The sequence below is a fragment of the Flavobacterium galactosidilyticum genome (genome assembly GCF_020911945.1).
GTDB classification, from domain to species: Bacteria; Bacteroidota; Bacteroidia; order Flavobacteriales; family Flavobacteriaceae; genus Flavobacterium; species Flavobacterium galactosidilyticum.
Map to the genome: position 1 here is coordinate 2,686,937 of NZ_CP087135.1, position 13,415 is coordinate 2,700,351.

The window sequence follows — 13,415 nt, forward strand, 5'->3', positions numbered from 1 at the left end:
ACATGAGCTACTACACCATTGAAAATTTAGAACAATATTTTAAACACTACAATAAATCAGTTCGTGAGCCTAGGAAATTCTGGGGAAAAATTGCACAAGAAAATTTCACTTGGTATCAACAATGGGATAAAGTTGTTGAATTTGATATGGCTGAAGCCGATATCAAATGGTTTACAGAAGCAAAAGTAAATATTGTTAAAAATTGTATCGACAGGCATTTAGCAAAAAAGGGGAATAAAACTGCAATCATTTTCGAACCTAATGATCCGTCAGAAGAAGCATTACATATAACCTATAATGAATTACACGAGCGCGTATGTAAAATGGCAAACGTACTGCGTGAACAAGGAATTAAGAAAGGAGATCGTGTTTGTATTTACTTACCTATGATTCCTGAATTGGCCATTACTACTTTGGCTTGTGCTCGAATTGGTGCGATACACTCTGTTGTTTTTGCTGGATTTTCAGCATCAGCAGTAGCAAGCCGTATTACTGATAGCGAGTGCAAAATGGTAATTACATCTGACGGTGGTTATAGAGGAAATAAAACCATTGATTTAAAAGGAATTGTTGACGAAGCATTAGAAAAATGCTCTTGCGTTGAGAATGTTTTGGTTGTTAAAAGAATCAATAATGATATAAATATGAAAGAAGGTCGCGACCAATGGTTACAGCCTCTTTTAGATTCCGCTTCTGATAATAATGTTGCTGAAATAATGGATGCCGAAGATCCTTTATTTATACTTTACACTTCCGGTTCTACAGGAAAACCAAAGGGAATGGTACATACTACCGCAGGTTATATGGTTTATAGTGCATACACATTCAAAAATGTCTTTAATTACGAGGATAATGATATTTTTTGGTGTACAGCTGATATCGGCTGGATCACAGGGCATTCTTATATTCTATATGGTCCGTTATTAAATGGAGCGACTACAGTGATTTTTGAAGGAGTGCCTTCTTATCCAGATTTTAGTCGTTTTTGGGAAATAATAGAAAAACATAAAATAACGCAATTCTATACAGCACCAACTGCCATTCGTGCTTTGGCAAAAGAGAATTTAGAATTTGTTCAAAAATATCCTCTTAAATCACTCAAAGTAATTGGTTCTGTTGGAGAGCCTATTAATGAAGAAGCTTGGCACTGGTATAATGACCATGTGGGAGGAAAAAGATGTCCATTAGTAGATACTTGGTGGCAAACAGAAACTGGAGGTATCTTAATTTCACCTATCGCTTTCGTAACTCCTACAAAACCTACTTATGCTTCCTTACCATTACCGGGAGTTCAACCTGTTCTAATGGATGAAAAACGAAATGAGATAGAAGGCAATCAAGTTACAGGAAGTCTTTGTATTAAATTTCCTTGGCCAGGAATTGCTAGAACGATTTGGGGAGATCATCAACGTTATAAAGATACTTATTTCTCCGCTTTTCCAGGTAAATACTTTACAGGGGACGGCGCTTTGAGAGATGAAGTAGGATACTACAGAATTACGGGTCGTGTTGATGATGTGGTAATCGTTTCTGGTCATAACCTTGGAACAGCGCCTATTGAGGATGCTATCAATGAGCATCCAGCAGTTGCTGAAAGTGCAATTGTAGGCTTCCCGCATGATATCAAAGGAAATGCTTTATACGGATTTGTAATTCTGAAAGAAGCAGGTGAGTATCGTGATAGAGAAAACTTAACTAAGGAAATTAATCAAATGATTTCTGATCATATTGGACCTATTGCAAAATTAGATAAAATTCAGTTTGTGTCTGGTTTACCAAAAACACGTTCTGGAAAAATCATGCGTCGAATTTTGCGTAAAATTGCAGAAGGCGACTACTCTAATTTTGGAGATATTTCAACTTTATTAAATCCTGAAATTGTGGAACAAATAAAAGAAGGCAAAGTGTAAAGTAAAGTAATTTATTTATAATAGTAAGGTTGAGAATCTGTTACAAGATTTTCAACCTTTTTTTTTATCAGCAATCACGAATAAATAAATTAAATAGAATGAAGTAAAATGTAATATTCTATCGAAAGTGTTCAAAACAACGTTATCAACAAAGTATGTTCCAATAGCGGCAAAGACATCATTGAATATTAGCGCAAATACTCCAAAAAAGTAATAATAGGCTTTCTGATTCGCAAATTTACCTAAATATAAAACTGCAGTAATGCCAAGGAATACAGCAACTATAGCATTGAAAACTAATATAACATCAAGGTAAACCTCAGTTATAGCGGATATTAAAATATATAAAATTCCAGATAGGAAAAAAAAGTTTAATGCAAATATAAATAAAGTAAATCCCCCTGGTTGAGTAAATATTTTTACAGTTTTGATAGAACTATATCCTAAACTCAGTAGTGACAGATAGCAAAAAAAAGACGCTATCAATGCTACCGAAAATATTTCTAATGAATTTTCCCAGAATAAAATTAATACTTCATTTAAATAAAATAGCGCGACGAATAGATAATAGTTGAGAGTAAGTTTCTTGTAATTAGTAGCTATTGCATAAATTAAAAACGTCGGAATTATTAGTGGTTTAATGTAAATCACTAAAGCAGGATCATAAAAAATTCCAGCGCAGTAGTAAACTACCAGTAAAATTCCGAGGATAAATAGTAGCGTACTTTTGATGTTATTCATGGTTAAACAAAACTAGTATTTTAAATTTTTATTACAAAAAAAATAGTATTTAAAAATTTAACACGGTTCCGAAGTATTCTTAGACTAAATTCTTAAATTTACAAGATATGACAGATCAAGCTATAGTAATTATTGGCGGTGGCTTAGCGGGACTTACAGCGGCGATTCATTTTAGAAAGAATAATTACAGCGTTATAGTTATCGAAAAAAATGAATTCCCAAAGCATAAAGTATGTGGTGAGTACATATCCAATGAGGTTTTACCCTATTTAGAATCACTTGGGCTGGACATTGAATCATTGCATCCTAAGCATATTAGTAAACTTTCTTTTTCCTTAGTTTCAGGCAAAACTTTAAATACTACGTTACCTTTAGGAGGATTTGGAATTAGCAGGTATGAATTAGACCACTATTTATACAATCACGCAATAAAAATAGGATGTAAAATAATCCAAGAAACTGTTGTGGATATTGAGTATGACAATGAAAAATTCTGGATAGCTACAAATCTGAATCAGTATCAAGCTCGTCTTGCTATTGGTGCTTTCGGCAAAAGGTCAAATTTAGACATCAAATTAAAGCGTATTTTTATTCAAAAACAATCACACTGGCTCGGTATTAAAGCGCATTATGAGCTCGAATTCCCTGAGGATCAAGTAGGTTTACATCATTTTGAAGGTGGTTATTGTGGCGTTTCAAAAATAGAAAACAATTTAGTAAATATATGTTACTTAGCTAATTACGACACATTTAAAAAATACAAATCGATTGAGGATTATAAAATAAATGTTGTTTACAGAAATCCTAATTTGAAAGCAATTTTCGAAAAAGCAGCTATACAATTTGAAAAACCGTTGACCATCAGTCAAGTTTCTTTCGAAAAAAAGAAAAGTGTTGAAAATCATATTTTAATGATTGGTGATACCGCTGGACTGATTCATCCACTTTGTGGAAATGGGATGGCAATGGCTATTCATAGTGCTAAATTAGCTGTAGGAAATTCGATAGAGTTTCTTGAAAATAGAATAAATAGGTCTACCTTAGAAAATAATTATATAATCGATTGGAATAAAAATTTTAAAAGTAGGTTGAGAGTAGGTCGTTTCTTGGGAAAGCTTTTACAAAGAGAAAAGACTGCTCAATTTACACTTAAAATTTTACTTGTATTTCCGTTTCTATTACCATTGATAATAAAAAAAACGCATGGAAAAGTAATCTAGATGGCGATAAACACCAAGTATAGAACGGATGAGCCTGAAATAATGGACGATTTTGCCATGGAAGGTGAAATATTAAGAGATGCATTAGATAAGATTGCCAAAATTAATCAGCTTTTAGGAGGTAATAAACTGACGCTACAAGGTGTGCAAGATTTATTACCTGCAGTTAGAAATGACAGAGAAATCGTAATAGTTGATGTTGGTTGTGGGAATGGAGATATGCTGCGACATCTTGCTGAATTTGGATTAAAAAATAATTACAAATTTAAGTTAATAGGGATTGATGCGAATAATTTCACTATTTCACATGCGCAAAAATTATCTAAGAACTACAGTAATATTTCATATATCTGTCAAGATATCTTTAGTGACTCATTTCAAGAATTAAAATACGACATTGTACTGTGCACATTGACTTTACATCATTTTAAAGACGATGAAATCATTCACTTATTAGGTGTGTTTTATAAAAATTCAAACATAGGAGTTGTTATTAATGATTTGCAACGTAGTGCGATTGCCTATCGTTTATTTCAAGGATTGTGCTTTGTTTTTCAATTAAATGATATGTCTCGAGAAGATGGGTTAATCTCCATACTGAGAGGATTTAAAAAAGAAGAATTAGTAGCATTTTCTAAAAAACTACGTTTTAATAAATATAAAATTCAATGGAAATGGGCTTTCCGCTACCAATGGATAATTTCAAAAATATGAGTGTAAAAATCAAAACGGTAGCCAAACAACTACCTCAATATTCCAGAAATACCAACGAGATAGTTCCTTTTCTCGATTCATGGCTAGTGGGACAAGACGATCGATTTATTAGGAAAGTAAAAAAGATTTTCGAGGGTGCTTTAGTCGATAAGCGATATTCGATAATGGATCCAATCGAAGTTTTTACAAAAACTTCTTTTGAGGAAAGAAATGATATTTATGTCCGTGAAGTAATTGATTTGGGCGAAAAAGTACTAGAAAAAGCATTAGTAAAAGCTAGTTGGAATCCTGAAGATTTAGATTATATCATAACTGTGAGTTGTACGGGAATCATGATTCCTTCTTTAGATGCTTATTTAATCAATAAATTGAAATTACGTAAGGATATTGTTCGGCTTCCTGTGACAGAAATGGGTTGTGCGGCAGGAATCTCCGGAATTATATATGCTAAAAACTTCTTAAAAGCTAATCCTGGGAAACGTGCTGCTGTTATTGCTGTCGAAAGCCCTACTGCAACCTTTCAATTAGATGATTTTTCTATGGCAAATATTGTAAGTGCAGCTATTTTTGGAGATGGAGCAGCTTGCGTTTTACTTTCGTCTCATGAGGACGATGAAGGTCCAGAAATCGTGGCAGAAGAGATGTACCATTTCTACGATAATATTGATATGATGGGATTTAAATTGACTAATTCCGGTTTACAAATGGTTTTAGACATTGAGGTTCCTGAAACTATTTCGTCGCATTTTCCAGACATTATTAATCCATTTTTAGAAAAGAATAAATTAGATATTACCCAAATTGATCACTTAATTTTTCATCCCGGAGGTAAAAAAATTGTCCAGACCGTAGAAGGACTATTCTTAGATATGGGAAAAAATATAAATGATACCAAAGAAGTGCTGCGCTTGTACGGAAATATGTCTAGTGCAACGGTTTTATATGTTTTAGAACGAATTATGGATGACAATCCGAAAAAGGGTACTAAAGGATTAATGCTCAGTTTTGGACCAGGATTCTCAGCACAAAGAGTGTTGTTGCAGTTTTAGAACGTTTAACCGCAGATGCGCTGATTTTTTTTAAAATTTAAAACAGAAACATATGCCTGATATTAATTTAAACTACAAGAATCGTAGATCTTGTAATGTTTAAAGGGCGAAATAGCTTCTTGAAATATTGCTTTGAATTAAATTGAACTTTACATTTTTTTTTAAAGGTTTCAAAAGCTTCTAATGAAACATCTAATATAAAATTAAAATTTGCGCATCTGCGCTATACAAACTATTTACAATATGAAGTTTCAAGAAATTATATCTAGGTTACCGTATTCAAAACCATTTTTGTTTGTAGATGAAATCATTCATATTGATGAAAACAGAGTGGAAGGCACTTATACATTTGACGAGAATTTAGATTTTTACAAAGGACATTTTAAAGATAATCCAATTACGCCAGGTGTAATTTTAACAGAGACAATGGCACAAATAGGACTGGTTTGTTTGGGTGTTTTTTTATTGAATGATAACTTTAGAACCAAATCTTCAATAGCTTTAACATCAACAGATATGGAGTTTTTAAAAGCAGTTTATCCAAAAGAAAAAGTAACTGTTATTTCAGAGAAAATTTATTTTAGATTTGGAAAATTAAAATGCAAAGTTATCATGAAAAATGAAAAAGAAGAGGTGGTTTGTTCAGGAACAATTGCCGGAATGATAGTATAGATTGTCTACATTGACATTGCGTTACTATTACCATTGAAATTTTAGTTCTCATTAAAATTGAATTTATAAATGAATAGAAGAGTAGTAATAACAGGACTTGGAATTGTAGCACCCAATGGAATAGGGCTTGATGCCTTTACACATTCGATTAAAAATGGTATTTCAGGAATTAAACACGATGCGGAACTAGAAAGACTTCAGTTTTCATGTCAGATTTCAGGAAAGCCAGAGATTTCTACTGAATTATCACTAAATTATTTCTCAGAGTTAGAACTTCGAAATTTCAATTCGACCGGTATTTTATATGGTGTTATAGCGGGAATGGATGCTTGGAAAGATGCGGGATTACCAATTGAAAACAATGAAGAACCTGATTGGGACAGCGGGACAATTTTTGGAACAGGAACTTCGGGTATTGAAAAATTTAGAGAAAGTATTTATAAGATCGATGATTTTCAAACTAGACGCTTAGGAAGTACTGCTGTGGCTCAAACTATGAATAGTGGTGTAAGTGCTTATCTTGGCGGTAAACTAGGCTTAGGGAATCAAGTTACAACTAATTCGTCAGCTTGTACAACAGGTACCGAAAGTATTTTGATGGCTTATGAACGGATTAAATCTGGTCAAGCTAAACGAGTTTTAGCAGGAAGCACAAGCGATTCCGGCCCTTATATTTGGGGTGGATTTGATGCAATGCGTGTCTGTACTTTTAAACATAATGATTCTCCAGAGCAAGGCTCGAGACCAATGAGTGCTTCTGCATCTGGATTTGTTCCCGGGAGTGGAGCAGGAGCGATGCTTATTGAAGATCTAGACACAGCTTTAGCTCGTGGAGCGAGAATTTACGCTGAAATTTTAGGAGGAAATATAAATTCAGGCGGACAAAGAGGTTTAGGAACCATGACGGCACCAAATCCAATTGCAGTACAAAAATGTATAAAGGATGCTGTGGCAAATGCTGGAATTCATGCCAATGAAATAGATTCTATTAACGGACATTTGACGGCCACAGCCAAAGATAGTTTAGAAGTTCAGAATTGGAGGGAAGCATTAGGACGAAATGGTACGGATTTCCCTTATATCAATTCGCTCAAATCAATGGTAGGACATTGTTTGTCTGGCGCTGGAAGTATAGAAAGCGTCGCTTCAGTATTGCAATTGCATCATGGATTTATTTTTCCCAATAGCAATTGCAATGATCTTCATCCAGAAATTACTGCCGCGATCGCCGAAGCAAAGATTCCAAGAAAAATAATAGAAAAAGATATAAAAATTGTTGCGAAAGCTAGTTTTGGTTTTGGTGATGTAAATGGCTGCTTAATTTTTAAAAAATTTGAAAAATAAATAAAGTAAGAGGTACTGCATAATTTAAAAATAAATACTTTACTTTAGTGAAAAATCAGCGAACTACGATGCAAAAAGAAGAAATAATCGAGCAATTAAAAGCAATTGTTAAGCCTTACATTCAAAATCAAGCAGCATTTGATTCGCTTACTGAAAATACGGATTTCATAAATGATCTAAAAATAAATTCAGCAAACCTTGTGGATGTCATTTTAGATATTGAAGAAAAATACAATATTGTCATCGATAACGATTCAATGGAACGAATGGTAAACGTAAAAGCCGCCATCGAAATTATTGAATCTACACTTTCTGAAAGATAGAATGCTTTAACTCGAAGCATTCTTAAAATTCGTTCTCTTTTCAAATAAAGATTACCTAATGATAGGAAATGACATTGTAGATTTGGCTTTGGCCAAAAAAGAAAACAACTGCCAACGTAAAGGGTTTTTAGATAAAATTTTTACTCAAAATGAGCAATTGCTCATTAAAAATGCCGTTGATCCTGAGTTGATGGTATGGAATTTATGGACACGAAAAGAAGCAGCTTATAAAATCTACAATCGGGAAACGAACATTCGGGCATACATACCATTGAAATTAGAATGTGTTTGGGAAAGTGAGGCAATGGGAACTGTTTGCTGCAATGGATTCAGTTTTTATACTATTACAAAAATTTCTCAAGAATGTATTTATACCATTGCGGTTAGTCAAAAAGAATATTTCCATCAGATTACTACTATCACCTTAGAAACTAAAATCAGCAAAATAAATGGTATACCTTCTATAATTGAAGAATCTACTTTAGTTTCACATCCAGTCTCTATAACGCATCACGGCCGTTTTTGGGAAGGAATTACATTATTCAACCCAACTATGCAACCTTAAATTAAATCTATTTTAATCCCAATCTCGATTTTAATTTTAAAAATAATAAAGCGGTTTTATAAGCATCTTCAGCGGCTGAATTTCGGTCACTAAGAGGTACATTATAGATTTTAGAAAGCTCATCTAGTGAAAATTGTTTATCGTTAATATCTAGTAATTTTCGATGCATAACATCAATATCTAAAGCCTCATTTTTCAGACGTCCACATTCCATTCGCTCTAACGCTTGATTGATTATTTCAACATCAAAATCAATGTGGTGCCCCACTATAACCGAGTTACCTATAAATTCAATTAAGGATTGCATCGCCTCTGGTTCTGCTAATTTCTTCATTTTGCTCTCTACCATAAATTCATTCAAAAGGCCATTGTCATGAAAAAATTTATACTGTAATAAGGTTGTTTCGAAGCTATCTCCGATTAGAATGCTATCATTAACTACAGCAAAAGCCCCTATTGATAGAATTACGTCTTTCGTAGGGCTTAATCCCGATGTTTCGGTAGATAAAACTACAAAACGAGATGATTTTTCATCAAATTTAGAAATGTAACTTTTCCAAAATTCTGGATACTCTTTATTAATATTTTTTAGCCAGTCTAACATAATTATGAAAAATGTGTAAGTTGAAATTTACTCTTTATTAATTCTTCTAATTCTCTCATAGGAGCTAATGCATTTTTCAGTTTTTCACGATCAATCTTAGATAATTCTTCTAAATTTATAAATTGACCTGAATTATCATTCTTTAAACCTTCTAATGTTCTGAATTTCGATAGTGTCAGGAATGCTTCTGCACAATTAAGATATATTTCAGAATGTTTAGAATCTGTAATAGCAAATTGTCTAAATCGCTGATAGGTGTTATTTATTCCTCGAATTTCAAAATATAGAGCAAAAAGACGTGCGCCATCAATTAGTGGCATTAAGGCACGCGTTTTTATATCAAATTTATTCTTATTAGGACCTTCATCTTCAACATTAAAATTTTTGAAAAAACTTAATGGGGAATTTTTTCTCAGCGCATCATTTCCTAAATAATCAAAGAACAAAGTATTGTTTTTTGCATTTTTAAAAATAACATCTCCAATGGTGTCCTCAATCTTTTGTTCACCAAAAGCAATCTCATAGTCAAAGAAAATACTGCTTAAATCACTACTGTTTTCACCTGGAGTATTCATCCAATTATCGTACTGTTTTATCCAATCAGTCAGTGATTTACACCAAATAATACTACTTCCCATGTGACCATTAGGACACAACTCATAACCAATCTTTTCGAGCGTTGTCGTTGTCCTTTTTCCTAACTTTAAGAAGTAATCTTTTACGTCCCGATATTTTTCTGCAGATACATCTTCAAAAATTAAAATACTATCTTGATCGGTTAACAAAAGCTGTTCTTTCCGACCTTGACTACCAATACTCAACCAAGCAAAACGGGCAGGAGGTGAGCCTAAATCTAAAATTGATAATTCGACTGATCGTTTTATAATGGCCAAATTAATTTCACTAGCAATATTAAAAATATGAGAAATAGGAATATTTTTAGTAATTGAAGTCTGAATCAAATCGGTTAAGCGTTCCCGAATTTGCTTTAGTTCTTTAGGTGATTGGCAACGTTTAATTTCTTTTATTAAAACACCTGGATTATTAGCTTGAGCAATAATCATATCATGCTCACTGATAATTCCTTTTAAATTAGATTTATCAGTTCCATCAACAGTCACACATAAATGAGTCACATTATGTTTAAGCATCAGCAACTGCGCTTCAGCTAAAGATACATTTTCCATTACAGTGATAACAGGTGAAGACATAATTTTATCTACTGAAATTGTTATCGGATAACGACCAGTAGCAATTTTAGAGCGCATATCAGTATCAGTTATAATACCTATAGGAAAATTATTATTACATACTACAATACTATTTTTCAGCGCTTCAGTCATTATTTGCGCAACATCTTGAACAATTGCGCTACTGCTAGTCTTAAGTGGCGAAGTATTATAAGACAACGATTGAAAATATTGCATTTCTGATTTCTGTCCAGAATAATAAACATTATCAGATATCAGTTTGCCAATGAGATTCTCTTTGTCTTTAGGATTTCGAGTATTAACGGCAAAACTTTCTAATAAATAATTTAAAACGTCAGCATTATTAGCAACAAAAGGTCGGAATGTAGCAATAGGTATAGCATAAACAATACTTTCCTCTCTCGCCTTAGCAGTCATCATATAATTATTCTTTGCGAAAAAAGGACGCAACCCAAAGATATCTCCGGCAGCACATTTGTTTAGCAACGTCTCTTCTGCATCTGAAATAATAGATAGATTCATAACACCAGAAGCAACAACGTAAAAACTATCATGCAGATTCTCGTTTACTTGGAATAAGAATTTATGTTTCTCCAGATTTACAACACGAATATTAGATGCGATTTCAGATAATTCCTTAAAAGTCAAGTGATTGAATGGTGGATATTCCTTTAAAAAATCAGCAATATGTTCAGCAATAGTATTCATAGTACACCGGATAAATATGTATGTTTTTGTAAAAATAACTAAATTTAAAATTATAACACAATCATTCGTGAAGCAAAACAAATTTATTATACAATGCATAATTTTTTCATAAAAAAAATATGATTTTTTTTGTTTAAAAAGAACTTAGATTACTTTTATTAAATAAACTAAAACATTTTAAATCATGAAGTTAATTAGAAAAATGCAGTTTTCGCTTATTGCGTTATTTATTGTAAATTTTGTTAGCGCGCAAGGCAAACCAGCGAGCAGTGCTGAAGTTGCTACTGGGAACATTAATGGTGCAACAATTACAGTTAAATACGGAAGTCCGTCAGTTAAAGCGAGACAAATTTGGGGAGCATTGGTTCCATTTAATCAAGTTTGGCGTGCTGGTGCAAACGAAGCAACAACCTTTGAAACAGATAAGGATTTGATGATTGAAGGTTCTAAATTACCAGCTGGGAAATATTCGTTTTTTGTTATTCCAAATGAAAAAGAATGCACAGTAATTTTTAATAAAATAGCCAAGCAATGGGGTTCTGGAAAATACAATGAGAAAGAAGATCAGTTACGAGTTAAAGTAAAACCAGAAACTGCGAAGTCATCAAGTGAAAAATTAGTTTATAGCATTGATAAAAATAAAGTAGTTCTGATTTGGGAGAAATGGAATATTCCATTGAAAGTGAAATAGAGTTAGTGATTTAGTGTTAGATAGATTTTTTGTTTAAAGCATTACCGACAGGTGATGCTTTTTTTGTTTTGCTAAAAATAGGTGTGAATTTAGATTTAGATAAATTCTATTTTACATAATATAAATTATAGTTCATTTATATCGTAGTATTATTGATCAGAAAAGTAATGTTTTTAGACATTAATTCCATAGCTTCAAATAATTTTGATATCGTCTTGTTGATCAAAAATTAAGAGAACTTTAATATTTTACATTTTCCTTTCAGAGGATTAGGTTTTCCTCCCTAGATTATTTCATCTACCTTTGCAAATAATTAAAAATACCCGTTTTGAACACAAATACTGCAATTACAAAGAAAAAATACATCAAATTAATATTAATTTTAGGTTGGTTAACTGCACTGGGACCATTTTCAATCGACATGTATTTGCCTGGTTTTGCAGGAATAGCTAAAGATTTAAATACTTCAGTTGCAAATGTTTCTATGACTTTGTCTAGTTACTTTATTGGAATTTCTGCAGGACAACTATTATACGGACCTTTATTAGATCGTTTTGGAAGAAAAAGACCGCTATTTATAGGATTAATTGTTTACATATTAGCCTCATTGGGTTGTGTTTTCGTTACCGATATTGATACGTTTATCGGTTTACGATTTGTGCAAGCTGTTGGAAGTTGTGCAGCGACAGTAGCATCAGTATCTATGGTGCGTGATTTATTTCCAGTAAAAGATATTCCTAAAGTATTTTCGATGTTGATGCTTGTTGTTGGACTTTCGCCAATGTTAGCGCCTACAATTGGTGGTTATATAACAGCTGATTACGGTTGGCACACTGTCTTTTTTATATTGATGTGTATGGGAATTGTTATTCTTATTGCATCACAAATTGTGTTGCCAAATACCTATTTACCTGATACTTCCATTTCATTAAAACCTAGACCGATTATTACTAATTTCATAAAGATCATCAAAGAGCCTCAGTTTTACACTTATGCGTTTGCCGGAGCAATAGCTTTTTCTGGATTATTTACTTATGTTGCGGCCTCACCTATCGTATTTATGGATATTTTTAAAGTCGATGCTAAAACGTACGGTTGGATTTTTGCTTTTATGTCATTGAGTTTTATTAGTGCCAGCCAGGTAAATTCATTGTTGTTACGAAAATTTAAGAGCGAACAAATGATTTTTGGAGCTTTAATTTCTCAAACTTTTGTCGTAATTTTATTCCTAATTCTTTCCATTAATGATCTTTTAGGCTTATACGGAACTATTATAATGCTATTTTTATTCCTTGCCTGTCTGGGAATTTCAAATCCTAATACCGCTGGGCTTACCCTTGCTCCTTTCGCTCGAAACGCAGGAAGTGCCTCCGCTTTAATGGGTGCTATCCAATTAGGTTTGGGTGCTTTTGTATCCTTTGCAGTGGGTATTTTTGTAGATAATTCTGTTGTACCAATGGTAATAATAATGACTATTACAACGATTTTAGCTATGATAATTTTAATATTTGGTAGAAGGAATATAAAAAGAACGATTACTAATTCAACTGATGAAGAAATTGCAATCGCTCATTAATACTACAAATTTAATTACTTCTTTTATTTTCGTGCATCGCTTCAAGTAAAGAAGGATATTATAATAATAAGCAGTTTAATAGCCAAA

At 32.7% G+C, this 13,415-nt stretch carries 13 protein-coding genes; 10 read left to right on the forward strand and 3 right to left on the reverse strand.

All coding sequences use genetic code 11. The features are described 5' to 3' along the window. The first annotated feature begins 2 nt into the window (after positions 1–2). Positions 3–1,910 (forward strand): acetate--CoA ligase, encoded by a 1,908-nt coding sequence (gene acs, locus LNP27_RS11540; RefSeq protein ID WP_229941751.1) that lies wholly within the window; start codon positions 3–5, stop codon positions 1,908–1,910. Positions 1,911–1,961: 51 nt separating this feature from the next. Here acs and LNP27_RS11545 read toward each other — a convergent pair whose 3' ends face one another. Then, a complete protein-coding gene (locus LNP27_RS11545) occupies positions 1,962–2,651 on the reverse strand; it encodes a hypothetical protein (protein WP_229941752.1) in 690 nt (229 codons plus the stop codon). A gap of 107 nt (positions 2,652–2,758) precedes the next feature. Between LNP27_RS11545 and LNP27_RS11550 the strand changes: the two genes are divergently transcribed. The 7 genes from LNP27_RS11550 (at position 2,759) to LNP27_RS11580 (ending at position 8,538) form a co-directional block, all read left to right on the forward strand. Beyond that, positions 2,759–3,871 carry an NAD(P)/FAD-dependent oxidoreductase gene (locus LNP27_RS11550; RefSeq protein ID WP_229941753.1) on the forward strand — a complete coding sequence of 371 codons (1,113 nt, stop codon included), beginning with the start codon at positions 2,759–2,761 and terminating at the stop codon, positions 3,869–3,871. Next, the gene (locus tag LNP27_RS11555; RefSeq protein WP_229941754.1) at positions 3,872–4,585 is read left to right on the forward strand and encodes a methyltransferase domain-containing protein; all 714 of its coding nucleotides are present in this window, start codon (positions 3,872–3,874) and stop codon (positions 4,583–4,585) included. After that, positions 4,582–5,634, forward strand: a complete 1,053-nt coding sequence (locus tag LNP27_RS11560; protein WP_229941755.1) for a type III polyketide synthase — start codon at positions 4,582–4,584, stop codon at positions 5,632–5,634. Before LNP27_RS11555 ends, LNP27_RS11560 begins: the two co-directional genes overlap by 4 nt. Before the next feature lie 243 nt (positions 5,635–5,877). Continuing rightward, entirely contained in the window at positions 5,878–6,306 is a 429-nt protein-coding gene (locus tag LNP27_RS11565; RefSeq protein WP_229941756.1) for a 3-hydroxyacyl-ACP dehydratase FabZ family protein, read from the forward strand. Positions 6,307–6,375: 69 nt separating this feature from the next. Continuing rightward, on the forward strand, positions 6,376–7,650 hold the full coding sequence (locus tag LNP27_RS11570; RefSeq protein WP_229941757.1) for a beta-ketoacyl-[acyl-carrier-protein] synthase family protein: 1,275 nt from the start codon (positions 6,376–6,378) through the stop codon (positions 7,648–7,650). 68 nt (positions 7,651–7,718) lie between these two features. Beyond that, on the forward strand, positions 7,719–7,973 hold the full coding sequence (locus LNP27_RS11575) for an acyl carrier protein (RefSeq protein ID WP_229944067.1): 255 nt from the start codon (positions 7,719–7,721) through the stop codon (positions 7,971–7,973). Positions 7,974–8,031: 58 nt separating this feature from the next. Then, positions 8,032–8,538, forward strand: coding sequence for a 4'-phosphopantetheinyl transferase family protein (locus tag LNP27_RS11580; RefSeq protein WP_229941758.1), 507 nt, complete (start codon positions 8,032–8,034; stop codon positions 8,536–8,538). A 7-nt stretch (positions 8,539–8,545) separates the two neighbouring features. On the opposite strand, the gene LNP27_RS11585 is transcribed toward LNP27_RS11580, so the two are convergent. Together LNP27_RS11585 and LNP27_RS11590 are read right to left on the reverse strand one after the other, a co-directional pair. Further along, positions 8,546–9,142 (reverse strand): 3'-5' exonuclease, encoded by a 597-nt coding sequence (locus LNP27_RS11585; protein WP_229941759.1) that lies wholly within the window; start codon positions 9,140–9,142, stop codon positions 8,546–8,548. 2 nt (positions 9,143–9,144) lie between these two features. Continuing rightward, positions 9,145–11,061 (reverse strand): DUF294 nucleotidyltransferase-like domain-containing protein, encoded by a 1,917-nt coding sequence (locus LNP27_RS11590; RefSeq protein WP_229941760.1) that lies wholly within the window; start codon positions 11,059–11,061, stop codon positions 9,145–9,147. A gap of 184 nt (positions 11,062–11,245) precedes the next feature. On the opposite strand from LNP27_RS11590, the gene LNP27_RS11595 reads away from it, so the two are divergent. Both LNP27_RS11595 and LNP27_RS11600 read left to right on the forward strand, forming a co-directional pair. Continuing rightward, a complete protein-coding gene (locus tag LNP27_RS11595) occupies positions 11,246–11,752 on the forward strand; it encodes a DUF2911 domain-containing protein (protein ID WP_229941761.1) in 507 nt (168 codons plus the stop codon). Between the two features lie 346 nt (positions 11,753–12,098). Then, the gene (locus LNP27_RS11600) at positions 12,099–13,328 is read left to right on the forward strand and encodes a multidrug effflux MFS transporter (protein WP_229944068.1); all 1,230 of its coding nucleotides are present in this window, start codon (positions 12,099–12,101) and stop codon (positions 13,326–13,328) included. Positions 13,329–13,415: the final 87 nt, after the last annotated feature.